This window comes from Pseudomonas sp. GW823-FHT02C05, assembly GCF_058797595.1.
This window is the reverse complement of sequence record NZ_JBXAJU010000001.1, coordinates 1,626,328-1,651,566: the sequence shown is the minus strand read 5'-3', so window position 1 is coordinate 1,651,566 and position 25,239 is coordinate 1,626,328. Positions and strand designations below refer to the sequence as shown.

Below are 25,239 nucleotides of genomic sequence, written 5' to 3'. Positions count from 1 at the left end.
GGCAACCGCGCATTTTAAGATATACCGCGAGGAATGGCGAACATCCCGGCGTGTTCGAGGAAACCATCGTTCTGCCCCAGGATCCGGTCCAGAGGCTCGCCGCAGGCTGCTCCATCAAATGTATGTGGATGTCCTGGCATGGCCGGGCGTAACAGTTTCAGTGCTTTGGATCATGTGGCCGAACCGGCTTTTTTGGGGGGGGGCGAGAGTTTCGGCCCGCCAAGGCTCCTCTGGCGGCGTTTCAGCGCAACACCTTGCTCCTAGTATTCGCCCATGAACATGTGGGTCACCCATACTCATCGGCGACCAGGCCAAGTCTGTTCGACAACCCAAGTAGTGGGAGCACAACGTGATCGGGCACCTGTCCCGCCGAACCGTCATTCAAGCGGCTGGCGAGCGCCTAAACTTTTCCGGTAGTGTTTCGCTAACCTTGGCTTGGGCGAAAGTACGCCGCAAGTAATACGGTCATCTTCACTTGTCGGTCGCCATTACATTTGTCTGCCGTTGCGCGCAGCAATCGCAATTGTTGCCGGGGAATCAGCAAGGGAAACGAATTGGCGTGTCGCACCATCCAGCGCATCGATGCACCCTGCCTCGATGTCGTAGACCCAGCCGTGCAGATTCATGCGTCCCTGCTCGAGTGCAAGTGCCACCGATGGATGTGTGCGCAGGTTCGCGAGTTGCGCGATCACGTTTTCGCGCACGAGACCGTCGAGCTTTGCACGAGGCGTGTCGAATTCATGCGCTGCGTTAATCGCTTTCGCCGCGTCTGCGTGGCGTAGCCAGTTAGCGACCGCAGGAAGATGATCCAGGCACGTGCAGCGTGAAATCGCGCCCATCGCTCCGCAGTCGGAATGGCCGCAGATCACGATGTCTTTTACACCGAGCACTGCAACCGCATATTCAACCGTAGCCGAGACGCCGCCGGGTTCAGGACCATACGACGGAACAATGTTGCCGGCGTTGCGAATCACGAACAGTTCGCCCGGTTCGCGTTGTGTAAGGAGTTCGGGCACAACACGGCTGTCCGAGCAGGTGACGAACAACGCCTTGGGATTTTGTTCCGTCGCTAGCTGCTTGAAAAGCTCGACGCGTTGCGGATAAACCTCTCGTTGAAAGCGCAGAAAGCCGTCAATAATGTCACGCATGGAGTCCTCCAAAGCCGAATTCAGGGTGCTGACACGGGCATTCGATAGGCCTTCGCGTCGTTATGGTCGTCATTATCGCAGACGTCGCTCGCATTGGCTGTATTCGATCAATGATGGGCGGCGATCCGGGACTGACTTTGGTGTCGACTGGCTAGGCGAATCGCTCCGACTTTTTAGACACCTTGAGAGCTCATTGCGTAATGCTTTTCAAGCGCTATCGGTGACCGCTGATTGTTGAAATCCCGTGGTGTAGATGTTCCGCTTGATTCGTCCCCTCTTTAAAAAGCTGGAAAAAGCTTTCAGCCACGGCGTTGTCATGACAGTTGTCTCGGCGACTTTTGCTGGCAACTAAATTCTTCGCCCTCAAAAGAATGCGCTAATCGAAGCTGCTGTACAGGTTGCCCAGGTCGTAGTGAACCATTGCCTGCTACTTCGGTTTAGGTCTCCAAACCACCACCAATAACGAATCAATGGCCAAATCACTGGTATGGAGACTTGCGCCGCAACTGCCGCCGATCACCTGGAAAAACAAGGCCATTGCGGCCTTGGCCAATATGGCGGTGGTCAAGTATCAATTACGCAAACTCAGCCGGGCCAAAAAAACGATCCGAGCGTGTCGCCGTTGCGTGCGCTGGTGCTGCAACAACTCGCCATGGCCTTTCGCACCCGCCAATATCGACGTTGGGTAGAGAAGCGTTCGATGTAAGTCGATACCTCGCAAACCCACCGCTCATTATTTGGGCGAGAAAGTCACCTTGACCGGATTGTCGTGTTTGAAGGTTGCCGATGATGGTCCGTAGTCGAGGTTGAAGCCTGGCAGCCAGGCCCTGAGTTCAGTATCTGAAATCCATTCGAGCTGGAGCTGGCTTGCGGCCTCATTGGCGTCGAACTGAGCCAAGGCTTGCACCGCAGATTGGCAGGCTGCCGATACGCCGGATTCCAGTACCGAGACCTGGAGCTTCTCGCTCCATGTGATGGATCCGCTTTGCGGGCACTGGCGTACTTGCACATGATATTTCCCGCTGGGTGAAGGCAGGTCGTAGACAATTTTGTTGGGGCCGCATGCGGCCAGCAAGGCGGATGAGAAAATCAGGGCGGGGACACGTTTATTCATCGCAGCCTTCCGATTGCCAAGAGGGGCAAGTGGGCAGTCGGCCGGCCTGCACTGGGGGCGTGCCGAATTCAGGCAAACAGGCCCCCGAGCGCATGCTCGACACGGTACTCGATGAGGCGCCCATCCCCCCGGACTGGTCTTACTTGGCCAGTGACAACGGCACGCCCCAGATGGGGTCTTCCATGCCTTGCTTGCCCAGCGGCGTGATTTGCATGGGCTGGAGCCTGGACAGCAACTGCCGGTGCTTCTCGCTCAGGTTGCGCTGCTCGATGAGATTCTGCGTAAAGCTCATGGGCGCCGGCCAGGTGTAGACGGTCAGGTTGTCGAGAGGGCACTCGATTTTCTTCGGGTCGATCGCCCGGCACTTCGACTGCTGGTACTTGTAGCCAGGGGTCTTCAGGTGCATGCGTGGGGCCAGCAGCAATTGGCCGCCCTGGATGGTGAAACTGGCAAGCGCCTTGTCGACCGGCAGGCGCGCCTGGACCTTGATCGCGGGAACGTCGCGAGAATCGGTCTGTTGGTAATAGCCGCCCGGGGAGAGCGCCGTCGTCTGGGTATATTGCTGTTCACCCCAGCTCACGCAGGCACCCGAAGCCCTGAGCACGGCGGTACAGACACCTTCGGTCTTGGTCTCGCTGCCATAGGTCGCGTCCTTCCAGACCTCTTCCCTGTAATACTCGCGGTACAGCTCGGGGGACAGGTAGGCAGTCCCGTTGGCGCCATGGCCCGAACCGGGTGGGCCGCTGCGGGCGCCGACCTGGTCGAGCAAGCCGTGGATCTGGTAGTCGTCGCCGCCGGTCAGCAAGTATTTGCCTGGTGGCAGGATGTGCACCTCGAAGGCCTTGAACAGATAGGTTTCGCCAGGCGGCCTCTGCAGCGCGTTGGTCTGGAACTTGCGGCCGAAGGTCACCTTCGGATCCTTCTCGTATTCCCAGATCACCGTCGGCGTCCATTGAGTCATGGTCAGCGCATCGCTCAGCGACTTGTGCGGCATCACGTCCGCCACCAGCACCACCGCCATGTTCGCCTTGAGTGCTGCGTCCACCTGGTCCAACAGCTGCGCGTAGCGCGGATCGTCCATGCTGCCGTAGGCACCCGAATCGAGATCGGAGACGCAACCGGAGAGGGAAAGAGCGAGGAGCAACGCGGCGGGTAGGGCAGAGCGCTGCCGGAACAGTTTCATGTATCAATCCTTGATGGGCGTTGGCAGGGGATGTTGAACAGCAATATTACTGGTTTGAGGGTAGAGCGCAATATTTAGGAAGGCCGGTCCGATGGCATGCGCAAAGAGCAAGAATACGCTGTGATTCACCTCACATATCGAACTCTGAACGCTGTGCGAATTCGACTTCGCAGGCCCATAACGACTCGCGCAGGTAGAGGCAGGGAGGGGACGTCATGAACATGGTCGGTGCCGGTGCCAAGTATCCCGCGACCACCCGTGATGCCGACGGCAAGTTCCTCGACGGTGCCCAGACCTACAAGCTCAACCTGCCGGCAAATGTACCCGCGGCGTTGTTCTGGTCGGTGACCGCCTACGACAACCTGACCGCCTCGGGCCTGGACAACGGCCAGCCGTTCCCGTCTCTCAATCAGATGGATAAGCCGGTGCAGAACAGCGACGGCTCCACCGATATCTACTTTGGCCCGAAATCTCCGGGTGAGGGCAAGAACTGGATCAAGACCGTACCGGACAAGGGCTTCCTGGTGATCGTGCGGCTTTACGGGCCCAAGCAGGCATTCTTTGACCAGAGCTGGAAACCGAGTGATTTGCTCAAGCAGTGATGAGTGTGCTCGTGTCGTGCCCGATAAGACGGCCAATGCGAACAACGCTTTTCGAAGGGTAGCCGGTGAGCGGTACGTTGAACCCTCTGCGCGATAGCGTTGAGCATTCATTAATAGCCGTCAGGTATGCCTGAATCAGGCTAAATGGTGCCCACTTCAATAGGTGGACACCATTTCCCTGAGCGTTGGGATCAGGCCGGACGATTACAGCCATAGTGACTGTCGACCCGTGGGTGATTTGCACAGAGCGGGGAGTTCGCTCACTGCCCCTTTATATTGATTGTCACCTGTAATCCCAGTGGGCCGGGCCTGTCGCAGATCAATGTCATGCTGTCGATGGGATGACGCTCCAGCAATTGAAGCAGTTGCGTCGGGCGCAGACCTACTCGCACATGTGCCAGCAACTCGCGAGTGTGCTGAGACAGCGCTTGTAGCAGGGTGGCGGGATCATCAACCTGCAGATGCAGCCATTTGCGCGGCGCCGCGATATCCGGCAAATCGAAGCCGTCGACGCCTGTCTGGAACAGCTCCCCACCCTCGCTGTGAACGGAGGACGCAGCAGGTGAAATACCCAGGCCCTGCAGTAGCAATTTAAGCCTGGCAGCCTCGCCGGCAATGCCTGCGGCATTCATGGCAGAGAATGCGTAATTGACGCGCTTGCTCGGGGACTGCAATACGGCTTGCTCAAGAAAGGCCGTACGCTTGGGTGCTATCTCCCAAACCAGGGTGTTTTCAGTTTCGCAAGGCTGCATGGACTGCCTTTGAGCGGCAGCCTGATAAAACGGATGCTCACTCAGGGGCTGCATGACCTCGGACAGCCGAGTGGCCAACCCGGTATCAAGAAAGCTCAGATACGCCTCGAAGGTCTGGTTGGACTTCGCGTCAGGCCAGCACCCGCAAAAAGCCCTGAGTGCGTCACGGGCTGCCGAGTCGAATGCCTGCGGCAGGATCATCGTCCCCAGATCCCGGGATCGCCCGCTGTCGCTCAACAGCGCGGCGTAGTCCATCAGCAACTCGCCCTGGTCGACCCATTGAATACCGTGGTCACGGCCACGGCGTTGCCACAGACTGCGTTGCTGCTCATCGTGAGAAAACAGCAGGGCCGTCGTCTGTCCCGGAATGCATTGCGCCAGGAAGTCTTCAGTGGTCATCAGTTGAATGCCATCAACGGCATCAATCAGTACCTTGTCGTGCACCAACGCCACCGGTTCCCAAGGGAAGTCCAGATCCTGCAACGCGCGCTTGAAGGGCACTGATCGCGGCGTACTGTAATCCCAACCGATAAAGTAGAGTTTCTTGCGAACAGTCATGCCGGGCTCACTGTGGTTTCTGGAAGTAAAAAGTTTGCGTATCGCCGATACGGCCTGCGGTCAAAGCACCGCTATGGGGGCTGTAGTAATTGCCCGAGACCACCTTTCCGCTACTTGGATTGACCAATGTGCAGTCGGCCCCCAGCCAGGTCATCAGGGTCAAACCATGCCGTTCGCCCAAGCTCAGGAACTCTTCCACGGTGTAGTGCTTGTAGTGCCACGCGTAGGGGTTTTTGCTCAGGTCCACAACCTGTGAGTTGGGTGCGGAGATAATCAATCGGCCGCCGGGCTTCAATGCATGGACCATCAACCCGAAGAACGCTTCGCCCTGCTCGACGTGCTCAATGGACTCGATCGACACAATGAAATCAAAGTGGTTGGCTGGCAGTGAAAACGGGAAAAATTTCTGGCTGAACAGTACGTTCAAATCGACATAATTGCGGTTAGCCAGGTCAATGGACTCGGCCGAGCCGTCGATGCCGTGCATGAAGCAGGGCAGGGATTGCGCCAGCAGATGAGTGCCATAGCCATTGCCGCAAAAGATATCGGCGCCCAGCAGCGGCCCCGGCAGGTCGGCGAGGACCTCGCGTGCGAATTCATAGCGAGCGATGGCATCGGGCGGGAGTGCATCCGGGTGCAATGCGGTGAGTCGTTCACCACTGTCCAACCTAAAATCTCTATCAAGCAATCCCATAAATACCTCGGCACTAAATGCCCGGACTCCAGGCACCGTAAATAAATGATTAGTACGTGAACACCCTGGGGCCTAGGGGGCTCAACTTGTCATAAAAACTGTTGCCAGGTAACTGTCGCCCACGTACAGCTCCCAACAATCCTTTGCAGTGTTCGCCCGCTACCGTGCCGGGCAAGGCGACACTGGCCAAGCTAACCTTGGGTCTTGCGATACTCCCCTGCGAGCCTCCCCTGCGCTGTCCGGGGTGACTGCAGATTGATCAGCCGGTAGCCCGCCATTTGAACCTGCGGGAGTAGCTCGTGGCAGCGTAATTCGCCGCCCTGCCATCGAGCACGACCCCTACACGTTTTTCGGCAGGCGGATAGTGCTGTAGCCGTGGCGACAGGTCAAATTTGGAATGGTTGTTCGATGCCACGCGAGCTATACCGCCCAGTAGATCATCTGGTGCCGCCGCTATGGAGGTTGGCCATGGGCCAGGAGCAGACCCCTGGCCCGGCGTGGCTCTGGCCACCCGGGTCGAGGTCGTGGAGGGTCAGGCTTCTGGCTTGAGCTTTATGCCGGCGCATCGGCCTCGAGTCAGCAGGTAGTCCACTTGCCTGGCGCGGTTGATGGCGACGCGGATTTCGCAGCTGGCTGAGTTGGTCACGTCGCCCCAGTATTCAGCGTGTACCAGTTGGCCGTTCTGTGGGCCGGTGTAGGTGCCGAGCGCTTCGCGTGAGGTGTACGAGGTGTCGCGTTTATAGATCAGTACCACCCAGTCCTTTTCGGGGGCGGTGGCGACTTGGTTGGGGACGCCAAAGTGCTCGATCGCCTCGCCAACCGGGCGGTTCTTCCAGTAGTTGCGGGCCTGGGCTTCGGGCAGGGTCGGAATGGCCGAGCATCCGCTGAGCAGGATGGCGGATATTCCCAGTGCGAGCAGTCTTTTCATCGCACGCTCTCCATAAATAGTGCGTTCATTTGGCGGGCATCTGATCGAATGCCTGGTCGACGATCTTCAGGATGGCCGTCTTGGTGTGCTCGTGATTCATTAACTGGAACAGCCCCGGAGCGGCCGAAATCATCTGCGAGGTAGGCATCTTGCCGAGCGGATACATCTGCTTCGCCTGGCGCTGCTCCGGATGACAGAGGAAGTCCCGGGTCTGGGCTATCCAGGGCTCGGGCTGCTTTTGCCATTGAGTGGAAACCTTCTTCGGGCGCAAGTCGTTGAAGAACTTGCTGTAGTTCTGCGCGCCGTTCAGGCGCACCCGGTTCTTCGCGCAGTCGACTTCGACGTCATACGCGGTCATCGTTGGCTTGCCGCCTTCTTCGTAGAGCTGATAGACGCCCAGCGAACGGACACCGCCCTTGCGCAGGAAGATGTTGGAAGGTTCACCGTCGACGATGAAGGCTTCGTTCTTGTTGAGGCTGCCCTGGTGATGAATCATCCAGAAGTCGCCGGCCGGGGCACTTTCCGCTTGTGCAGCCAGCGGGCTGCACAGCAGCAAGGCGGGCAGCCAGGGTCTGAGGGAGGTGAGCATAGGGCAACAATCCTTTGCTGTTGTGGGCACCTGGAGGTGGTGCTTACGGGTGAAGAAAAATCAACTCAGTCCGTTGGCAAGACGGTGAGTGGCCAAGCTCAGGGGCTGTATCGGGCGATGGGCAGGGCGGACTCTGGTGAGTGGCTGCGATGACCAGAGGGCGCCCCTCGAGTTTCTTGTTCGTGGCAGCAGGTGGGCCGCTCAAGGGTAGAAATATAGGTGCGCCGGGCGTCGTGGGTCGATTAGGGCAAATGTGCTAATGGCGTATTGCCGCTATCGAGCAGAGCCGCGGAAACTGCGGCGGGCAGCTTCCCAGGGCAGGCCGCAGGAGGTCGATGGAGCGTTCAGGCCCGAGGGGGCAGGGTGAATTCAGGTAAAGGCCAGGGCCGCTCAGGGAGGGGGGCAGTGTGCTACGGCGGCCAAGGCTGTTGGGGGGGCTGGATCAGCTTTCGGGTGCGATGACCGGGTCTTGAACGGCTTCAGCCGCCAGCTTCAAGCGGTCGGCCTTGCTGATGTAGGTGCACTTCTTCTTCGGTGCCAGTTTGGCGCTGGCCTTCTTGGCGTTGGCCTTCAGCAGTTGGTTGATTTTCTTGCGGCGATTCATGTATGCGACTCGGCGGGTAAGTTGCCGAATGATATCAGCTAAGGGGGGCAGGCCGGCCACCCGGGGTGAACCCTGGTGGCACAAGATTGGGGGGCGGCCCTGTTTAGCTGGATCACCCGATCACTTCTTGCTGTTGCAGTCGATTACGCTGGCATCGGTGATGATGTTCTGGCTATCGGTGTACAGGGTGATGCTGCAGAAGTAATCGAGCACTGTCCGGTTTTCCTCATACCCGGTCTTGCGATAGACCGCTTCGCTCCCCACCGGCATCATGCCGCCGACTCCGCCACCGCCAATGCCTACCCAGGTCTCCTTCTGGCCGACGTACTCGACGCCGGTCTGCACGAAGACCTTCTCTGGCGTGGTATGGGTCTGCACTCGGTTCCACAGGTAGAAACCTCCACTGCCGTAGGAAGAAGGCCCCATGCCCTGGTCGGGCCTGCCGAACAGTTGAAACGCATTCTTGGCCGGCTGCCCCACCAGTTTCTGGGCGGCGATCTCGACGTCGTTGGGTTCGGTCTTGGCTGTTGGGATGGCACAGGCGCTGATGGTCAGAACCGTGAGGGCAAGGCATACGAGCTTGAGTGAAGGCATGACACAGATTCCTTGTGTTCCTGGATTTTCGGCAAAAGATAATCTGAAAAATATCGGCATGGCCAGTGCAAGATTGTGCTGAAGAGCCGCCGTGCGCTGATTTGCGCCGGCCATACAGGCGCGACAACACGCCACACTGGCGCAATCGCCGGCAGTGGTCTTTGCTGTCTCGGGCCCGGCGGCAGGGCGCGCGGACTGAGCCTGCGTCATGCCATACAGGGGGCCTGTGTCCGCCTCTGGTGACAGAGCAGGGCACAGAACACTATCGAGGTCTCGACCAAGGAGGTCAGGTTGAAAAGGAAAATGCTGGCGGCTTCGCTGCTGCTGTGGATGTTTTCGCTGACGGCGCAAGCCGACTGCGCGGTGCTGGGGCCGGGAGAGGATCCGTGCGCTGGCCCGGTGCTCGGGCCTACGGTCTGCGAATGCCCTTGATGAATGTCCGTGCCCTCGTCAGGGGGCATGGGTGACTGGATGACTGACCAGGAGGTCGCAAATGAAAAAAGTGATGTTGGCGGTATTGCTGCTGTGGGGCTTCACCCTGACGGCCCAGGCTTCTTGCCCGGTGTTCGGCCCGTCCGAAGATCCGTGCAGCGGCCCGGTATTCGGTCCGTCCACCTGCGAATGCCCTTGAGCTAGTTGCCAATGGCAGGCCCGGCCCAGGTCGGGCCTGCTTCTGCCTTGGGCTTGATCGGCAGGTGCCGAAGGGCCTGTGGCCGGTTCTTCAAAGATGGGCAATCAGCTGCTGCCGATAGCCGTTTTCATCGGCTGGGGCGGGGTATCGGGCTTCATCGATCAGCGCGCGCAACTGCTGTGAATGGCTGGACTGCCTGAAGGCGACCTGGCACTCGGCAGCATCAAAAAAACCTCGTAGATGAGGCAGGGCCAAGGGCAGCAACAGAGGTTCTATCTTCAACGAAATACTGACGATATCCAGTTGGTCGGTGGGGTCTCGGTAGAGATCGATGACCAGTAGGCTTGCACTTTCGGTACCCGGATAAATGTGGACGTCGCCAGCGCCAACCGGGGTTTCGTCGAAGTAGCTGGTGTACAGCTTGCGAATGTCGAGAGCGATTCCCAGGGTGTGCAATGCCGCCGCCAGATCGGCGTTGGGAACAGGCTCGTCCTGCGCCCAGGTGACGAAGTCAGGCATGGAAACACAGATGTCGAACTCGTTGGCGCAGATGATGGGCGTCACTGGGAAGGCTTCCTGGTGGTGGAGGGCCGCTAGCCTACCACTGGGCGACGCTGTTTTTGCAGCGATGATCCATGAGCTACTCCAGGTTGCTCATCGGCTGGCCATAACTCTTGAATAGGTGGCGTATTCCCCGGTTTGTCCTGTAGCGTTCATCGCGGCTGGCGAAGCTGGCCAGGCACGGACGTTGGGAGTCCTGCACACATTCAGACCAAGGATATTGGCCCCAGATGACTCAGCTGATTGATTTCAAATCCATCGTTGCAGCAGCGCAGCGGATAGATGGATCGGTAGTTCGTACGCCGACGGTGGAAAGTTCAATGCTGGCAGGCATGGTTGAACGACCTGTCTTTCTCAAGCTTGAAAACCTGCAGGCCGGTGGTTCATTCAAGGCCCGCGGGGTACTCAACAAGTTCTCGGCGTTGCAGGAGGGCCTGAGCGATAGCCACTTCGTCGCCGTCAGTGGGGGTAACTTCGGCATTGCCATCGGCGAGGCGGCCAAGCGCTTCGGCGCCAGGGTGACGGTGATCATGCCCGAGAGCGCGCCGTCTTCGTCGGTCGAGCGCATTCGCGCCTCCGGCAGTACGGTCATTGTCGAAGCGGATGTGCATGCTGCCTTTGCTCGGGCCAAGACCCTGGAGGCAGAGGGCTATGTGGTGATCGACGATTGCGCCGACACGCTGATTGCCGAGGGGCATGGAACACTGGCCCTTGAGTTCATTGCCGACTGCCCATCCCTGACCGACGTGTTTGTCGCGGTCGGCGGCGGGGCGATGCTGGCGGGGGTGGCCACGGCCTTGAAGGCGATCAAGCCCGGGATCCGGGTCTGGGGCGTAGAGACCGCCGGCGCACACTCCATGAGCCAGGCCTTGCAGGCGGGCAGGCCGGTGGATATCGACGTCAGTTCGATCGTCTCCACCCTTGGCGTTCCGATCATCGACGAGCTGATGTTTGCCCACGCTCGCCACTATGTCGAAGACATGGTTGTGGTCCCTGACGAAGAGGCGATCAAGGGCATGCTGTCCTTTGCGCAAGGGGCAAGGCAATGGGTTGAGCTGGCTTCTGGCGCGCTTGTGCCCGCGGTCATTGCCACCGCGCCCAGGCTGCCTGCCGACGCGGTTATTGGCCTTGTCGTCTGTGGTGGGAACATATCCCTTCAAGACATGACGAAATGGGCTGCCTATGCGGGAATTTCCTGAACATTCCCAGGGTGATGTCTGTAACAGGTCGCTCGCTATCGAAAGCGAGTGCTGGCTGACGTACGCGCTCCGGCGCTGAGAGGGGGCGAGCAGCCCTCTCAGCGCACCAGGTTGGCCAGCCAGCCGTGCAGGTCCTACTTCACATCGCCATTGTAGAAAACGTGCTGTACGTCTTCTTTCTTGACGATCAGCTTGTTGCCATCGGCCAGGCTTTCGACCAGCTCCGAGCAGTTGTTGATTTCCATCTTGCCGGTCACCGATTCCGAGGCACTGTCAAAGGTGAAGGCGTAGGTGGTGGCGGGGCAGCTGGCGCCACCTTCTCCGGTGGAGACCACCAGCAGATACTTGCCACCGAAGGCATAGGCTTTCTCGACGGCGACGTATCCTGTGAGGTCCGGGTCTTCAACCACGTAGTCCATCACGTTGACGACACCGGCGCGGGATACATAGTTGATGGCCGAACCGCCCATTTCGCGGGTGCTGGTGGTGAATACGCCACCGATGTCGTCGCCGCTGATGATCAGCGGTACGTAGCTGACCCGGGGCGCTTCTGGGGCCGGTTGGGTGGCGACTGTCGGGGCGGGGCGCTCGCCGAGGGCAGGAGCCGCCTGTGGCGATACACACTTGCCGGTCTCGCAGATCCGATCACCCTTGCAATCGGTGTCCTTGAAGCACTGGGCGGCAGCGCCTGCCTGGCCGGTTGCCACCGGCTCGGGTTTCTTGTCGCATCCAACCAGGGCAAGCGCTGCAAGTGAGAGGGCGTAAACAAGCTTCATGTTGATCTGTCCTTAATCAAGAGGGGGGGCCGGCGGGCAATGTAAAGGGTTTGCTCAGGCGTTGCCAGGAAACCTCAGCCCGGCCATCCCCTGTTGGCGGCTTGTCAGCAAAGGCTGTCGGCAGCACTGAGCATGGGGAGGACCGGGAGGCTCATATCGCGGATGGCCGCTTCAAGCTTGTCCTGGTAGATGCTCAGGATGGAGTAATCCAGTTTCTGGGTGATGTTCGCGCCGCTTGCGCAATTTTGCAGCAGTTCTTCCAGTGCCCCGGCAACCAGGTCCGCGGTGACCTGCAAGACGTTCAAGCCGAAGCGGCTATCGACAATGACCAGATTCGTTAAGTCGTACATACAGCCCCTGCGGTCACTGTGATGAAGGGTAATGGCTATGAGCCACTAGCAGTTTAACTAAACCGTCGGTGGGCTGTCACGGGGAGAAAAGGGGGGAGTTGCGCCAGTGAGCTGGTTTTTTGTACGGCGATTTTCCAGCGCTCAGGGGCCGCTCTGTGTACCATTCTGGTCCGCCTGGAAACCAGATTTGATCTGCATGCTGATTTTGAAAAAGGGTGATCACCAGGGCTTGAGGATAGGGCCACGCTGGCCGTCTTCAGAGGTCTCGATAGATGCCCGGGTCTTCGCCCAACTGCTTGAGGTCCAGTCGAGACTGCCTCGCTCCGTGCAACTGCTGGTAACCCGGGGTTACGAACCCAACAGCAGTTGCCTGGGGTTTTTCAGAACCCTGTCGCGCTGGCTGGGCATCCGGCTTTTCTGCCTGTGTTACCCGCGGCGAAAGCAGGAGCTGGAGGATATTTTCGGCTCCAATGGCCATGACGTGGACGGCACTCATGTCGACCTGTCCATCGTCCTCGATGGCAAGCGCTTGCGCTTTCTGCCCTTGGGTGTGTTTACCTCGCCGGCCCGCCAGGAACAGCGCAAGGCGCGCTACTCGGCGGTAGTGGAGGAGGTCAAGGCCACCCTGGGGCAGTGCGGTTTTCAGATTCATCGCAACCCTACCGAAAGCCTGCAGATCCATTGCGACTACAAGGCTTGATCTCGATCTCTGAAGCGTTGGTCATGCAGCACCCATGGTGCTTGCCGATGCAAGTAATAAGGACGTTACGTGTTGCGTAGTCTGTTGTGGCTGGTGCTGACCCTGGGGCTGAGCGGGTGCACGGCATTGATGACCCGAACCACTCCCTACACCTGTCCCTATATCGGCGTGCGCATGGACTGGGCCCTGGCAAAGGAAAACAACGGCGTGCTCTGGCCGTTTCTGGCGCTGGATGCGCCGTTTTCCGGGGTGGTGGATACGCTGATGTTTCCCTTTGAATACCAGCACAGTTGCAGCCTTTGATTCTCGAGGTTCAGCTGGGCTGAGCGGTCAGGTGAGTGGGCGGGCCGATCCGTGCTCAGGGGCGGGGGCGACCCCAGGATAGAAAGGCCGTCTAGAGTTAATTCTGGCAATCGCTGCCTGAGGAGAACCACCATGCACACATCGCGTCCGCTTGTTACCGTTCTTGCCTGCCTGTTCCTGGCTGTGGCTTCCCCCCTGGTACTGGCCGATCCGGGCGGGGGCAAGGGGCAAGGCCATTCCAAGCAGGGCGCCCAGGATGATCGTGGCCAGGGCAACCGGGAGGGCCACGGCAAGGGCAAGAAACCTGCTGCTGACGATTGGAGCCATGGCCCGAGCATCGATCGTGGCAACGTGCTCGGCATCTTGGGTGGGCACCGTGATTACTGGAGCCCGGGACCGGCGTTGCCTCCCGGTATCCAGAAGAACCTGGCCCGTGGCAAACCCCTTCCACCAGGCATCGCCAAGAAGCTGGACAGCCGGCTGCTCGGGCAACTGCCACGCTATGAGGGGTATGAGTGGCGGCAGGCCGGTACGGACCTGATCCTGGTGGCCATTGCCAGCGGGGTCATCTACGAAGTGCTGAATGACGTGTTGAACTGATGGGGCTGCCGGGGTTTCAGCCAATCGCAACTCAAACCCCGGCAGGGAGCCCTGGCCCGAAGGGCTATTCCCAGCGCTTGAACAGCACGCTGGCATTCACCCCGCCAAAGCCGAAGCCATTGGACAGTGCGTATTGCATGGCCAGTTGGCGAGCCTGCCCCCTGACCAGGTCCAGCCCTGCGGCGGCGCTGTCCGGGTTTTCCAGGTTGAGGGTGGCCGGGGCGATCTGATCGCGCAGGGCGAGGATGGTGAAGATCGCCTCGATTCCTCCGGCCGCACCCAGCAGGTGGCCAGTGGCGGATTTGGTGGCGCTGATGGCCAGCCCACTGTCGGTGCCGAACACCGTTCTGATAGCAGCCAGCTCGCCTTTGTCACCCACGGGGGTGGAGGTGGCGTGGGCATTGAGGTGCTGCACCTGGGATGCCTGGATACCGGCCTGGCGCAGGGCCTGCTGCATGGCGCGACGGGCGCCGTCGCCGTCTTCCGGGCCGGCCGTCATGTGGTAGGCGTCGGCGCTGGTGCCGTAGCCCACCAGCTCGGCGATGGGCCGGGCGCCGCGGGCCAGGGCATGTTCCAGTTCCTCGATGACCAGCAGGCCGGCGCCTTCACCCATGACAAAACCATCCCGAGCCTGGTCGAACGGACGGGAAGCGCGTTCCGGGGTGTCGTTGAATTCGCTGGACAAGGCGCGGGCTGCGGCGAAGCCGCCCAGGCTGACCCGGTGGATGGCCGCCTCTGCACCGCCACACACAGCGATGTCGATTTCCCCGGCGCGGATCATCCGCGCGGCATCGCCAATCGCCTGGACCCCGGCGGCACAGGCGGTCACCGGCGCGCCCAGGGGGCCCTTGAGACCATGGCGGATCGACACGTGCCCGGCGGCCATGTTGCTCAGGAACGAGGGAATGGTGAACGGCGACAGGCGGCGCGGGCCCTTGCTGTCGGTGGTGCGTACCGCCTCGGCGATGGCCGGGAAGCCGCCCACTCCGGAGGCAATGATGGTGGCCGTGCGTTCCTGGGCTTCTGCGGTATCCGGCTTCCAGCCGGCCTGGGCCAGGGCTTCCTCGGCCGCGGCCAGGGCGAAGAGGATGAAGCGATCCATCTTGCGCTGTTCCTTGGGGGCCAGCAGTTGGTCCGGGTCGAAGCCGGCCTCCGGGTCTTGGAGCGAGTCGGGCACCTGGCCGCCGATGGTGGTCGACAGCTCGCCGATGAGTTCTTCCGGTAACGAGCGGATGCCGGACTGGCCTGCCAGCAGGCGCCGCCATACCTGTTCGACTCCACAACCCAGTGGCGTGATTGCGCCCATGCCGGTGACTACGATGCGTTTGCTCATGCGGATCCTGCTCCTTCAGCGTACGTGATTGGGGAACAACGAAACGTGGACGATACTATCATCATGAAAGTAACATCCGAATCCATAATTACCGAGGTGCAGTGCAGGAGCCAGCCATGCAACGAAAGAGTCTGATTGAAGCCGAGTGTCCGATCGCCCGAGGCCTGGAGCGGGTGGGGGAGTGGTGGAGCATCTTGATCATGCGCGATGCCTTGCATGGCTTGCGGCGCTTCGACGAGTTTGCCCGCAGCCTGGAGATCGCCCCGAACATGCTGACCCGGCGTCTCAATTCCCTGGTGGAGGATGGGTTGCTCGTGCGTGAGGCCTACAGCCAGCGCCCTCTGCGCTATCAATATGTGCCCACGGCCAAGGGCGAGGACTTTCGCGTGGTGCTCATGGCTTTTGTGGCCTGGGGCAATCGTCACTACGCTCCCGAAGGTGAGAGCGTGCAACTTGTCGAGCGGGAAACCGGGCTTGCGGTACAGCCTGTGATGGCGGAGGTCGCCAGCGGCCGGTTGGTGGCATTGCAGGCGTGCACGGTGCAAGCCGGGCCCGCGGCCAGTGCCAGCATGCGCCAGCGCCTGGGGGCTACGGCTGACTGAGCCCTGGCGGCTGGTTCGATGCCGCGGGTGCGGCGGGTTGCTGTGCGACGGCCAGGTTCTGGGGTATCCAGCAGATTCTGGCTGGTGGCCGCCAGGGCGTTATCGTCCGCAGGCTGGCCGGCGTCTCAGCGTGCTCGCTGCCCGCGCCGCCAGGAAGGGTGAAAGTGCCGCCAGTGGGCGTCCTGGGCTGCAGCCAGCAGCTCACGGTCGCCGCGGGTATCGCCCCAGGCCCGGAGTCGATACTGGTTCAGCGGACCGTAGACGCTTTCCAGGCGCAGGACCTTGTTCTGGCAACGGCAATTGTTGCCGGTGATACGCCCGCTCAGTATGCCGTCGACCACCTCCAGTTCGGTGCCGATCAAGCTGATCCCCAGGCGTGTGGCGAAAGGTTGCAGGACCAGGGCCGGGGAGGCAGAACACAGGGTTACCAGGGCGCCTGAGCGCAGCTCCTGGGCCACCGCCTGCAGGCCCGCCGGGCGCATCAGTCGGCTCCAGGCCTGCTGGCAGAAAGCTTCTGCCCGCTGCTGGAGCCAGGCGGCTTCGACGCCCGTGAGGAAGGTGCTGATCAGTTGCGCCTTGAGCTGGTCGCGATCGACCCGGCGTATCAGGAACCTCAGGCTGGGCAGGGCCAGGCCGAGTATCCGCCGGTTGAACTGGCGGTGGCCGAAGGCAAACCTGAGAAAGGGTACGAAACTGTCATGGCGGGTCAGGGTGCCGTCGAAATCGAACACCGAGAGCACCTGGCTGGCATCGGGGTTGATCCCGATGGTGTCCGGGGCAAGCGCCTGGGCTACGGATTGTAGGGCCTGGGATGGCAAGCCCGTGGGGGCGAGGGGGCCGGTTGGCGGGTGGGGCGGCATGGGTGTTCTCATTGATGGCGGCCGTGGATGCGCGGCCGGTTTTGCCTGGGATCGCTGCAGTCTACGCGTTCCGAGTGGATGCTTCTGCTACAGGTCTACAGACGCAGCATGGGAAGGGGGTTCCAGGGACGGGTCAACAGCCGTCTGGCGGACAATTGAACCAGGCGCAGATGAAAGCCGGCATCGGGAAATGCGGCAAACACTCGACGCCGATCCTGGCGCGATAGACCAAAGCTCAGCATGCCCAGGGAGACATCAATCCAGTCGGCGCGGCGAAAGCCTTCCACCAGGCTACCCGGCTGCGCGGCAGTAGGGGTGATCTTGTGGTGCAGTTCAATCATTGGCAGCACCTCGGCTGCCCATTCCGGCCTGCCGATTTCCTCCAGATAGGCTTCGGCCAGGTGTAACGAGGGTGGCAGGTAGTCGAAGGTCCCGGCGGTCCAGATCCCCAGATCATGAAAGGCTCCGGCAATGGAGAGTTTCTGCAACTGCAGGGCATCAGTGCCTGTAAGCAGGTGGCAGAAGTTGATGACCCGGTACACATGGTTGCGATAGCCGGTGAAATCCTTGCCCAGCTCGCCGCGATAGCGTTGCAGCAGTTCGTCCAGCAGTTCCAGTTGGGTCAATAGCATTGCAGCGTCCTTGCGGTACCCCTTCGGGTCGTGTTTTCAAGGGTCGGTTCACAATTAACGGGAAGCGCCGGATGCCGGCGTGCGTTGCCTGGCGCGGGCTCTTTCGACCATGGCCACGATGGTGTCGCAGAGCTCTTCCTGGGCTTGGCCGAAGCTGATCTCTCCCAATGTGGCGGCATGGGACAGCGCTTTAGCGGCGCCGAGCATGGCCCGCAGGCCCGCGGTGCCTATCACGGCGCCGTTCGCGAAGGGCTCAAGGGCACCTCGACAGGTTTCCAGGAAGGTGGCCTCGTATTCACGCTTGGTCTGTTCCAGCTCCGGCGAGCTGGCCAGGGCGGCGATCACCCCAGGGATTTCACGGCCCTGGCGCTGCACACAATCCATATAGGACGCGGCAATCACATCGGCGCGAGCCGCCAGCGTGGGGCTGGCAGTCTCCAGCGCCTGCTCCATGAGTGCGGTCTGACGCTGATCGTAGTCCTGGTAGAGGGCCGCCAGGAGTACCGCCCGAGTGTCGAAATGATCGTAGACCACGGGTTTGGTGACACCGGCCTGTTCTGCCAGGTGCCCCAGTGTCAGGGCCTCGGTGCCTTGTTCGCGAACTATCTGCCAGGCCACGCCCATCAACTGCTGCAGGCGCTGTTCCCGTGTCAGGCGACGGCGCGGTGAGGTATCGGTGTTCTGGCGGCTTGACATGCTTATATACCAAAGGTAGGTTATTGGTCGTAACTTACTAAAAGTATATAAATCCTCTGCAATCAGCGCAATGCGCTTGTGGGAGTAGTCGCCATGCACGCACTTCTTGTCTTTGCCCATCACGACCCCAGGTCCCTGACCCACAGCCTTGCCCGGCAGATTGCCGAAGGCCTGGCCGAGTCTGCGGAGCACTCCTTCGAGCTTGCCGATCTCTGGAGCGAAGGCTTCGAGCCGCGTTTCGGCGCTGCAGATATTGCGGTACACAGAACCCAGGTCACCCCTCCTGGTGACGTTCTCGCCGAGCAGGCCCGGATCGATCGCGCTGATGCTCTGGTACTGGTCTATCCGGTCTACTGGTGGTCCATGCCAGCGCTGCTCAAGGGGTGGATCGACCGGGTGTTCAGCAATGGCTGGGCGTTTGATTTCCAGGCCGATGCCAGGTTGGTGAAAAAGCTGGGGCGCCTTCGGGTGCATCTGGTGGGGGTGGCTGGGGCTGATGCCGGTACCTATGAGCGTCACCGTTACCTCGAAGCGATGCAGGCTCAGATTGATCACGGGATCTTCGATTACTGCGGGGCCAGTGTGCTGACGTCGCAGTTGCTGTACGAATCGGAGTCCGGCGCCCAAGCCGCCAATCTGCAAAGGGCCCGGGCTATCGGGCAGGCCTTGTTCAGCGCCCACAGGCTCGCCGAGCCGGTGTAAGGCTTTGCCAGGCATATCCAGAGGGGCAGGGCGGGAAGGGGGGCGGGCGGTGGTCGCGGTCGAAGGTCGGGCTGGTTCTAGCCCCAGCAGCACCAGGCGAAGGTCGTCAGGCAGAGCAGCAAGGGCAGGGCATCAAGAAATTCATTCATACCGGCACATTCCATTCGGACGGGTGCCGGCAATTTAAGGTGGCTGCTGTTATCTGTCTGTTGCGATTCTGTGAATTTTCAACGCTATTTTGTTGAATGCTTCACGAAGCATTGCAGGTGCGTGGCTGGCACCTTTTTTTCGCGGCTCCGACACTGATAGAGGCCTTCCAGAAACCTGTCCTGAAATCCAAATACTCAAAAAAAGTGTGGATATTTAATGACTTAGGTGATTTTATTTGTGGTTTTTTTCTCAAAATATGTTGTTACAGAATGTACGATTCCGTTACTATAGCCCTGCGTTCACCTACCACGGTTTATGCATTTTTAGCCCCAAGTGTCCATCAGCTACTTGGGCTTTTTTTTGCCTGGAATTTGTCACGGGCCGCTTTTTCCCATGGGCTGGATGCACAGGATTCACGATCGGGCACCTGGCTCACCCGACCGTGACTGCCGATAGCCTAGTGCCGAACGATGTGCAGCCTTTCCTCCTCCTGAGGCGGCACGAAGTAGCGGCTAATCCGTTCGAACTGCTCGTCGCTGGCGGCAAACGGGTGATCGCCCAGACGATTGCGCTCGCGCAGCCTTGCCTTGCACTGGGCTTCATCCACATCCAGTACATGCAATTGATGAGGGGTGCCGGCCTGGTCCGCCAGCGCTCGCAGCCAGGTTCGCTGGGCGACGGTATTGGCGGGAAAGTCCAGGACGACACAGGTTCCAGCGCGCAACATGGCGATCACCAGCGGTTCCAGCACACTTGCCAGGCGCTGGGCGTGGAGCAGGTAGTCGGCGATCGAATGAATCTGCTCCGGATACAGGCCTGCCAGCCACTGGTCTTCAGAGATCAGGACGCTGCCGTGCGCCTCTGCCAGCTGCCTGGCCAGGGTGGACTTGCCCGAGGCGATCTTGCCGCACAGTAAATGCAGTACGGCGGGTGATGAGTGCTTCATGGTTTTCTCCTGGGGTAGTTGCCTCAGAAGAGTGGTGGTCAACCCCGCCTCCGAGGCGGGTTCTTGACAGCCTGGACGGCCGCTAGCCCACCTTGCTGATGAAGGGGGTAATAATCGCTGCGAGGCCAGGCCGGGGGATCGGGTTCATGTAGTGGAAACTACAGAGTCGCCACGAAAAAAAACAGCCCGGCCATGCACAAGCCTTCATCATTTCGAAGCGCTGAGGCACTGCGCAGGCATTCGATAACTGCGGGGTAGTTAACATTTCTCTGTGTTTTTTCTGATACACAAAAGCGCATACAGGCCTATCCTGAACGGGCGAACTTCACCTCCCCCATACAGGCGAGAAGCCATGCTCTCTACCAGCGAGCTTTGCCACATACTGGAGTCCGGCTTTCTCCCGCTGTCCTGCGCCTGCGCCCTGAACCCCAACGGCTCCCTGACCATCAAGATCTACGATGCAGAGTCGGGCCGGGTGGACTTGCTGCTCACCGGTGTCTCCACTGCCGAACTCACCAGCGTGCGCGACATTTCCAATCTGATTGGCGAGCTGCGTACCGAATTGCGGGCAGGGCGCCGAGCCTTTGCCGGGGCCTTCACCCACTACGCCGGCTGAGGGGGCGGGGAGGCGCGTATTGCTGACAGTTGAACATGTCATTGCGAGGGCATAGCGTTACAGCGTTCGCCCAGTATCTATGACTCTTTACCGGTTCATGGATGGCGAGGTCATCTGTACTGGGCGAACTCCACAGGCGCTTGATGTACGTCTTTCTGGTTATAGCTGTTAACCTCCCTCGCCATTTTCACCCAAGGGTGCGCAACTCGGGCGGTGCTCGAGGCTTTCTGCACCTGGCTTGGTCTTTACCCATTCAAGGAAGGTCTTCATGAACATCGGCAATACGCCTCCCGCCAACTACAGCTACGCCCAACTCTCGAAAGTACTGGAACACAACCGCTCGGTTGCTCAAGTCAAAGGTCCCGAGGCGCCTGTGGAGCAGGAGTTCGCGGCGCATCTGGAGGCCGAGCAGACGGTCGCCAAGGACGACGCGCTCAAGCTCTCCTTGAGTTTTTCCGCGCAAGCTTGAGAGCTGCCCGGGGAGGAAGCTCTTGCTGGACATTGCTGGCAGGAGCTTCGTCCGAGGCTGTCATTTCAGGATAAGTCTTTAAAAATCAGTTGGTTGGCTTATAGCGCCATGTTAGTCTTGCCGCCGCTGAGGGAATTGGCGAGAGGCCGTGTGGCCCCTGGTTGAACCTCGGGATGACGCTGTAGATCTCTGATTTACCGAGTTTTTTTACCCTCGACAGCGAGTCGGGAACCGGGCTTTTTTGCCGGCTTCGACCTTGCTTCACAAGGACTGGATGTATATATTCCACTCCCTGCTTCAAGCACTGGACGGCCTGATGCCGATTGAATGTTCCAGTGCCGCGTTATCGCGCTACCGCCCGAATGGCGAAACTGGTAGACGCATGGGACTTAAAATCCCCCGCTCGTAAGGGCGTGCCGGTTCGATTCCGGCTTCGGGCACCATCTATTTCAAGGGCTTGCACGGTTTTTTGAGTGAGCCTTACTCTGAATCAATTCGCAACTTCAAATACTGCTCCGCAATTCGCTTTGTGGGTGAGACCTTCTTGCCCTTGCGATTGCGCGTGCACTGTTCGGTCATCTCCAAAGCGGGAGGGCTAAATGAGCTGGAAGCGTTTTAAGGTGGCGATCCTGTATGTCGGTGCTGTCCTCATGCTCGTGCAGGCCGGGCGACATTTGGCCGATGGTGCTACAAAGCTCGATAACGTGGGGCCCGCAATCATTGCCTTGGGGATCGCCTACTACTTGATCAGGCGAGCAAGAGCGTGTGCCGGATAGCATGGCGGCAACTTGATCTTGATTGATAGATCACACTGTTACTAGTTGTCGAGTAGGCGGGTAAATCAACTCAGCGCTCGGATACTTGGCATGCTCTTGCGGCAGAGAAGGGCTTGCGCCCCTTCAGCATCGATGAATCCGCTATGTGCGTCTATTTGTTGGCGCCCTGATCGCCAGGTATTTGCCGGTGGTTCTTTGGGGGAAGTTCGCAAGTAGAGGTGGTGAAAAAAGCCTGGTAACTCTAGGCCGAACTATCTGGCAGTAGTGGTACCGTCTACGCTACATCTCTGGAGCCTGCTAGATGGATGGTCAAAGTCCACCTCACCGCATCGCAACGCCTCTAGTTGCGTCAAGCGCTGAAAACCCTGCCGTTCATCCACCTGTTTGGCATCGCGGCCCGGACTTGCTGAACCTTGGAAGCACGGGTGCGGCCATTTTGGGTTTCTGCTTTGTGGTGCTTGGGTTGTTGCCGGGCTTGGTGCTGACGCTACTGCTCCTACTCGGGTTCGAAGCGATCCCAGCTGAACCGAGCCGCGATGGGTCTAGCCTCACAACGTCGTCGTTCATCCTGCTCCTGTGTGGGTCTGTTGTGCTCATGGGGCTGGTCTTCGCGTGGATTTTTTCTGCATCTAGAGTGCTGGCCTTCACGTTCGACGAAAACCAGCAACTGCTTACTCTCACGGTCACCCGTCGCGCTCGCAAGCCCGCCGAAGTGCAAGTGCCATTTAGCGACATCATTTGTATCTGCCCTTACGTGCTCGCCAGTTATGACCGCGATGGCCATTTTAGTGTCGTGTGCCAGAGGCCGAGGGGCAAGGAGTTCGTATATCGATTGGCCGAGGGCACTTCTCTGGAGGAGATGGAGTTTCATGCTGCGTGGTTGCGGGGAATGATAGGGGACCGGATGCAGGAACTATTGAATCTGGATAAATGAACGAAGCACGTCTCTCCAGCCACTATCGAGGTGAGGCGGCTCTGCGCTCGACTGCCCGGGGTGTTTCAAACGGATTCTCGAACGGCCTGCACCGGCCAGGACGAGCGCCAATTGGCATGTTTCATAGGGTGCTGATCGCATCCGGGGCTGGACTGTTCAAACTGCTCCACAGGTCGCTAAATTCTGCAATTCGATCGGGCCGGGATCGTGACGGGGTTGCTGAATTTAGGTAACTTGGCATTTTCCATTCATGGACGACGGATTCATGCCAATCACCAAGCGTATTGCAAAAATCTCCCTGAGCATCTCCCTGCTGGGCCTCGTAGGCGCTAGCCCATTCTCCCTGGCGGACGACACCACTCCGGTGAGCGAGTTGCTGCGTAGCGGCTATGAAGTCAAGGCGGCCTACCAGGCGCCAGCACGAGTCGGCCTGGTGCACTTTCTGATCTTGCAAAAAGGTTCGTCGGCGTTCCAGTGCGTGACCTATGGCGCCGAAATAAAGCCACGTTTCCATGACTACTCCAACACCTACTCTTGTGCTCAAATTCAGGACCTGATTCCCACCCAGCCTAACCTCCTGCAGTAATCCTACAGCGCATTTACGGTTCCATTACCCCTCCAGCCCTTATGGCCAGGGCTGGTGCGGTCTGCTGTTGGGGAGTGCCCGCTCGAAGGTGCCGAGATCAAGGTTGGCGGAGCGGTTTAAGCGTATGGAGGACTACCTCCGAGAAGCCCCCAGTAGTACTTAACGAATGTATTCGCCTGCGGGACGCTTCAACCCATGCATCGGCGTGTGCGATGGGGGAGGCTGTTCTTCCTGGCACGGATCTGGATCCTTCTGGGCAGGAGAGATAGAGCACCGGACACATTACGCTGGTTGCATACACAGTTTTTTGGGGTGTTTTCCCACCCCGCGGGTGCATAGGAAATGCGGAACTGCGTCTGAGCTGAAGTTCACCTCTGGCAAACACATGTTTATTGCTGACTAAGACTCTCGTTTCAGATGTGAGTCAGAGCGTTGCTGTGCCGCCTCCGGGATCTGATTTCTACAATAAGGCCAGATGCAAAAATGAAAATAAACGCATTGCTCATCGCTTCGCTGGGGGGGCTCTCGCTGATTCAAGCAACGCTTTCCTTTGCGGACAACACCAATGGCAAGAGTCTCTATGTGCAACGATGTGCCATGTGTCACGGCGCCGATATCAAGGGAACTGGGCCGTTGGCCAATAAGAGCAATCCTCCTACACCTGATCTGACGACCCCTGCTTTCAAAAAACGACTTAAAGAGTATCCGGGTGTGATTGTGTCGTCGGTAATACTGCGTCCCAATGGAGACTTGATTCCCAGAACTTTGCGGGAGAACGGTGTGAAGGTGCCCCCGCATGCTTGGAGCGTTAAGGATTTTCGCGATTTGAATCAATACATGAGTGACGTGATTTCAAAGACTCGATGAGTTCTTCATATGCGTTGGCATAGCGTTCCAAGAGCCACTTGCTCCGAGACGGTGGCCAATCAATCTTCGCTTCAGCCTTGAGGCTCATCGCTGCCCGGGTCGGGCTGCACCAGGTGCTGCCAGGGAAATACCTGTCGGGCGAAATTCTTTACGTAACCGCCAGTGGTGGCCTGGATCACCATGATCGGCAGTTTGGGTCGCTGGCGCTGCAGGGCTTCGAGTTGTTCCAGGCTCAGGCAGGTATTGCGCAAGCGCAGCGCCCGCAATGGGTCGCACGCGTGGCTGGCAAACAATCTTTCATAGCTGGTAAAAGACGTGATGGCGTGCTCCTCGCGGTCTTTTGCCCAGCTTTGCTGAAGTGCGCTGGATTCGCTGAAATCCAGGCTGCTCAACCGCGGCAGGTTGCTGGAGCCTGCGAGGTTGTCGATAAAACCCTGGGTGTCGAAATGGGCGCCGATACGCAGTTGCGCAAGGTGTGGCAGGTCGACCTGGAAGAAGTCCGCGTTGGGGGCATTGGGCAGGGTCAGTTCGCTGAGGTACGGGGTCTTTGCTACCCAGCGGGCGATTTCACCGGCCTCTTCCATGATGGTGCCGGCCTTCTGGATCAACGAAACGTTATGGTCCTGAGGTTCGGTGGGGCGAATCGCCAATGACCTGAGGCGGGGAAATTGCACCGCACTGTCCAGCAAGGGGCTGAACTCCCACTCGCGGGTACCGTTCGCGCCTTCATCGGCACCGGAAAACAGCAGCGAGCTGAGGGTGTCCGCCACGCTCTGCTCTGCCAGGCATTCCAAGGTCCAGGCAAAGGGCTCGTCCCATAGCTCGCCGTAGTACTCCAGATGCAGGCCGTCACGCATCGGCGCCAGGGCCAGGTAGTTGTAGTCGCTGGCCCACAATGGGCCGGCGGGGTCTTCGCCGGTGTCGTCGTGCTCGGCGGCCTGCTCCCGAGTGAACTCATGGATGCGTTGCTGCAGGGCCAGCAGCCGCTGGTAGCCAGGGGAAGACAAGGGATTGGACATGGGCTGGATTCCGCGGGTAACGCAGGCGCGGGCCTGCTGGATAAACGCTGGGCATGGTGAGGGCCGATCATAACAAAGCGGCGAGGGCGGCCCGCTGTGAAGCGAGCGCTGGGCGGTACACATTTTTCCAACAAATAAACTCTGTCGTCAGGACCTGGCCGGACG

General features: G+C 59.5%; 31 protein-coding genes, 1 tRNA gene and 3 pseudogenes. 16 read left to right on the top strand and 19 right to left on the bottom strand.

From position 1 onward, the window contains the following. Window positions 1-488 precede the first annotated feature (488 nt). On the bottom strand, window positions 489-1,148 hold the full coding sequence (locus AC1RGE_RS07540; RefSeq protein WP_492583793.1) for a carbonic anhydrase: 660 nt from the start codon (window positions 1,146-1,148) through the stop codon (window positions 489-491). Window positions 1,149-1,321: 173 nt separating this feature from the next. Then, window positions 1,322-1,671 (bottom strand): annotated as a pseudogene (locus AC1RGE_RS07535) (IS3 family transposase); the annotation flags it as partial. Between AC1RGE_RS07535 and AC1RGE_RS07530 the strand changes: the two are divergent. Then, window positions 1,646-1,854: pseudogene (locus AC1RGE_RS07530) on the top strand (2,4-dienoyl-CoA reductase); the annotation flags it as partial. The pseudogenes AC1RGE_RS07535 and AC1RGE_RS07530 sit on opposite strands and share 26 nt — an antisense overlap. A 27-nt stretch (window positions 1,855-1,881) precedes the next feature. On the opposite strand, the gene AC1RGE_RS07525 reads toward AC1RGE_RS07530, so the two are convergent. Then, a complete protein-coding gene (locus tag AC1RGE_RS07525) occupies window positions 1,882-2,262 on the bottom strand; it encodes a hypothetical protein (RefSeq protein WP_492583791.1) in 381 nt (126 codons plus the stop codon). 139 nt (window positions 2,263-2,401) lie between these two features. After that, window positions 2,402-3,445, bottom strand: a complete 1,044-nt coding sequence (locus AC1RGE_RS07520; protein ID WP_011061732.1) for a hypothetical protein — start codon at window positions 3,443-3,445, stop codon at window positions 2,402-2,404. 206 nt (window positions 3,446-3,651) lie between these two features. Here AC1RGE_RS07520 and AC1RGE_RS07515 point away from each other — a divergent pair. Further along, window positions 3,652-4,047, top strand: a pseudogene (locus AC1RGE_RS07515) (DUF1214 domain-containing protein); the annotation flags it as partial. 260 nt (window positions 4,048-4,307) lie between these two features. Here AC1RGE_RS07515 and AC1RGE_RS07510 read toward each other — a convergent pair. From AC1RGE_RS07510 to AC1RGE_RS07485, 6 genes are all read right to left on the bottom strand, one after another. Continuing rightward, entirely contained in the window at window positions 4,308-5,357 is a 1,050-nt protein-coding gene (locus AC1RGE_RS07510; protein WP_123577926.1) for a hypothetical protein, read from the bottom strand. A gap of 7 nt (window positions 5,358-5,364) precedes the next feature. Then, window positions 5,365-6,024 (bottom strand): class I SAM-dependent methyltransferase, encoded by a 660-nt coding sequence (locus AC1RGE_RS07505; RefSeq protein ID WP_019093065.1) that lies wholly within the window; start codon window positions 6,022-6,024, stop codon window positions 5,365-5,367. Between the two features lie 559 nt (window positions 6,025-6,583). Beyond that, entirely contained in the window at window positions 6,584-6,979 is a 396-nt protein-coding gene (locus AC1RGE_RS07500; protein ID WP_492583789.1) for a hypothetical protein, read from the bottom strand. Between the two features lie 25 nt (window positions 6,980-7,004). After that, a complete protein-coding gene (locus AC1RGE_RS07495) occupies window positions 7,005-7,568 on the bottom strand; it encodes a hypothetical protein (protein ID WP_011061726.1) in 564 nt (187 codons plus the stop codon). A 442-nt stretch (window positions 7,569-8,010) separates the two neighbouring features. After that, window positions 8,011-8,172 carry a DUF2986 domain-containing protein gene (locus AC1RGE_RS07490; protein ID WP_072441542.1) on the bottom strand — a complete coding sequence of 54 codons (162 nt, stop codon included), beginning with the start codon at window positions 8,170-8,172 and terminating at the stop codon, window positions 8,011-8,013. Between the two features lie 120 nt (window positions 8,173-8,292). Next, window positions 8,293-8,766 (bottom strand): hypothetical protein, encoded by a 474-nt coding sequence (locus tag AC1RGE_RS07485; protein ID WP_015635918.1) that lies wholly within the window; start codon window positions 8,764-8,766, stop codon window positions 8,293-8,295. A 291-nt stretch (window positions 8,767-9,057) separates the two neighbouring features. On the opposite strand from AC1RGE_RS07485, the gene AC1RGE_RS07480 reads away from it, so the two are divergent. Continuing rightward, window positions 9,058-9,198 (top strand): PA0050 family protein, encoded by a 141-nt coding sequence (locus AC1RGE_RS07480; RefSeq protein WP_003083582.1) that lies wholly within the window; start codon window positions 9,058-9,060, stop codon window positions 9,196-9,198. A 61-nt stretch (window positions 9,199-9,259) separates the two neighbouring features. Then, complete coding sequence (locus AC1RGE_RS07475) at window positions 9,260-9,397, top strand: PA0050 family protein (protein WP_011061723.1); 138 nt, start codon at window positions 9,260-9,262, stop codon at window positions 9,395-9,397. A 90-nt stretch (window positions 9,398-9,487) separates the two neighbouring features. Here the strand turns inward: AC1RGE_RS07475 and AC1RGE_RS07470 are convergent, their stop codons facing one another. After that, entirely contained in the window at window positions 9,488-9,961 is a 474-nt protein-coding gene (locus tag AC1RGE_RS07470) for a hypothetical protein (RefSeq protein WP_019093062.1), read from the bottom strand. 227 nt (window positions 9,962-10,188) lie between these two features. Here AC1RGE_RS07470 and AC1RGE_RS07465 point away from each other — a divergent pair, with 227 nt between their 5' ends. Then, the gene (locus AC1RGE_RS07465; RefSeq protein WP_011061721.1) at window positions 10,189-11,157 is read left to right on the top strand and encodes a threonine ammonia-lyase; all 969 of its coding nucleotides are present in this window, start codon (window positions 10,189-10,191) and stop codon (window positions 11,155-11,157) included. A 134-nt stretch (window positions 11,158-11,291) separates the two neighbouring features. On the opposite strand, the gene AC1RGE_RS07460 is transcribed toward AC1RGE_RS07465, so the two are convergent. Continuing rightward, window positions 11,292-11,933 (bottom strand): hypothetical protein, encoded by a 642-nt coding sequence (locus AC1RGE_RS07460; RefSeq protein ID WP_015635915.1) that lies wholly within the window; start codon window positions 11,931-11,933, stop codon window positions 11,292-11,294. Between the two features lie 104 nt (window positions 11,934-12,037). Then, on the bottom strand, window positions 12,038-12,283 hold the full coding sequence (locus AC1RGE_RS07455; RefSeq protein WP_011061719.1) for a hypothetical protein: 246 nt from the start codon (window positions 12,281-12,283) through the stop codon (window positions 12,038-12,040). Window positions 12,284-12,479: 196 nt separating this feature from the next. Between AC1RGE_RS07455 and AC1RGE_RS07450 the strand changes: the two genes are divergently transcribed. The 3 genes from AC1RGE_RS07450 to AC1RGE_RS07440 all read left to right on the top strand — a co-directional run bounded on the left by AC1RGE_RS07450 (window position 12,480) and on the right by AC1RGE_RS07440 (window position 13,886). Then, window positions 12,480-12,983, top strand: coding sequence for a hypothetical protein (locus AC1RGE_RS07450; RefSeq protein ID WP_015635914.1), 504 nt, complete (start codon window positions 12,480-12,482; stop codon window positions 12,981-12,983). 69 nt (window positions 12,984-13,052) lie between these two features. Next, on the top strand, window positions 13,053-13,286 hold the full coding sequence (locus tag AC1RGE_RS07445) for a YceK/YidQ family lipoprotein (RefSeq protein ID WP_011061717.1): 234 nt from the start codon (window positions 13,053-13,055) through the stop codon (window positions 13,284-13,286). Window positions 13,287-13,418: 132 nt separating this feature from the next. Beyond that, window positions 13,419-13,886 carry an anti-virulence regulator CigR family protein gene (locus AC1RGE_RS07440; RefSeq protein ID WP_011061716.1) on the top strand — a complete coding sequence of 156 codons (468 nt, stop codon included), beginning with the start codon at window positions 13,419-13,421 and terminating at the stop codon, window positions 13,884-13,886. A 64-nt stretch (window positions 13,887-13,950) separates the two neighbouring features. Here the strand turns inward: AC1RGE_RS07440 and fabF are convergent, their stop codons facing one another. Then, window positions 13,951-15,219 (bottom strand): beta-ketoacyl-ACP synthase II, encoded by a 1,269-nt coding sequence (gene fabF / locus AC1RGE_RS07435; protein WP_011061715.1) that lies wholly within the window; start codon window positions 15,217-15,219, stop codon window positions 13,951-13,953. A gap of 116 nt (window positions 15,220-15,335) precedes the next feature. Here fabF and AC1RGE_RS07430 point away from each other — a divergent pair, with 116 nt between their 5' ends. Then, complete coding sequence (locus AC1RGE_RS07430) at window positions 15,336-15,821, top strand: winged helix-turn-helix transcriptional regulator (protein ID WP_011061714.1); 486 nt, start codon at window positions 15,336-15,338, stop codon at window positions 15,819-15,821. 125 nt (window positions 15,822-15,946) lie between these two features. On the opposite strand, the gene AC1RGE_RS07425 is transcribed toward AC1RGE_RS07430, so the two are convergent. The 3 genes from AC1RGE_RS07425 to AC1RGE_RS07415 all read right to left on the bottom strand — a co-directional run bounded on the left by AC1RGE_RS07425 (window position 15,947) and on the right by AC1RGE_RS07415 (window position 18,009). Beyond that, entirely contained in the window at window positions 15,947-16,681 is a 735-nt protein-coding gene (locus AC1RGE_RS07425) for an HAD family hydrolase (protein WP_492583787.1), read from the bottom strand. 95 nt (window positions 16,682-16,776) lie between these two features. Next, on the bottom strand, window positions 16,777-17,313 hold the full coding sequence (locus AC1RGE_RS07420) for a hypothetical protein (RefSeq protein ID WP_072441549.1): 537 nt from the start codon (window positions 17,311-17,313) through the stop codon (window positions 16,777-16,779). A 54-nt stretch (window positions 17,314-17,367) separates the two neighbouring features. Beyond that, on the bottom strand, window positions 17,368-18,009 hold the full coding sequence (locus AC1RGE_RS07415; RefSeq protein WP_011061711.1) for a TetR/AcrR family transcriptional regulator: 642 nt from the start codon (window positions 18,007-18,009) through the stop codon (window positions 17,368-17,370). A 93-nt stretch (window positions 18,010-18,102) separates the two neighbouring features. On the opposite strand from AC1RGE_RS07415, the gene AC1RGE_RS07410 reads away from it, so the two are divergent. Then, window positions 18,103-18,711, top strand: a complete 609-nt coding sequence (locus tag AC1RGE_RS07410; RefSeq protein ID WP_492583785.1) for an NAD(P)H-dependent oxidoreductase — start codon at window positions 18,103-18,105, stop codon at window positions 18,709-18,711. A 607-nt stretch (window positions 18,712-19,318) separates the two neighbouring features. Here AC1RGE_RS07410 and AC1RGE_RS07405 read toward each other — a convergent pair. Further along, entirely contained in the window at window positions 19,319-19,807 is a 489-nt protein-coding gene (locus tag AC1RGE_RS07405) for a P-loop nucleotide/nucleoside kinase family protein (protein WP_011061709.1), read from the bottom strand. A 352-nt stretch (window positions 19,808-20,159) separates the two neighbouring features. Between AC1RGE_RS07405 and AC1RGE_RS07400 the strand changes: the two genes are divergently transcribed. The 6 genes from AC1RGE_RS07400 (at window position 20,160) to AC1RGE_RS07375 (ending at window position 24,055) form a co-directional block, all read left to right on the top strand. Beyond that, window positions 20,160-20,423 carry a DUF1652 domain-containing protein gene (locus tag AC1RGE_RS07400; protein WP_015635907.1) on the top strand — a complete coding sequence of 88 codons (264 nt, stop codon included), beginning with the start codon at window positions 20,160-20,162 and terminating at the stop codon, window positions 20,421-20,423. A gap of 268 nt (window positions 20,424-20,691) precedes the next feature. Beyond that, entirely contained in the window at window positions 20,692-20,892 is a 201-nt protein-coding gene (locus AC1RGE_RS07395) for a hypothetical protein (RefSeq protein ID WP_492583783.1), read from the top strand. 356 nt (window positions 20,893-21,248) lie between these two features. After that, a tRNA-Leu gene (locus AC1RGE_RS07390) sits at window positions 21,249-21,335 on the top strand. 634 nt (window positions 21,336-21,969) lie between these two features. Continuing rightward, complete coding sequence (locus AC1RGE_RS07385) at window positions 21,970-22,602, top strand: hypothetical protein (protein ID WP_492583781.1); 633 nt, start codon at window positions 21,970-21,972, stop codon at window positions 22,600-22,602. A gap of 265 nt (window positions 22,603-22,867) precedes the next feature. Then, entirely contained in the window at window positions 22,868-23,188 is a 321-nt protein-coding gene (locus tag AC1RGE_RS07380; RefSeq protein WP_041774282.1) for a hypothetical protein, read from the top strand. Window positions 23,189-23,671: 483 nt separating this feature from the next. Beyond that, window positions 23,672-24,055: a c-type cytochrome gene (locus AC1RGE_RS07375; RefSeq protein ID WP_492583779.1), complete on the top strand. Its 384-nt coding sequence runs from the start codon at window positions 23,672-23,674 to the stop codon at window positions 24,053-24,055. Between the two features lie 71 nt (window positions 24,056-24,126). Here the strand turns inward: AC1RGE_RS07375 and AC1RGE_RS07370 are convergent, their stop codons facing one another. Continuing rightward, entirely contained in the window at window positions 24,127-25,074 is a 948-nt protein-coding gene (locus AC1RGE_RS07370) for a hypothetical protein (protein WP_258610840.1), read from the bottom strand. Window positions 25,075-25,239: the final 165 nt, after the last annotated feature.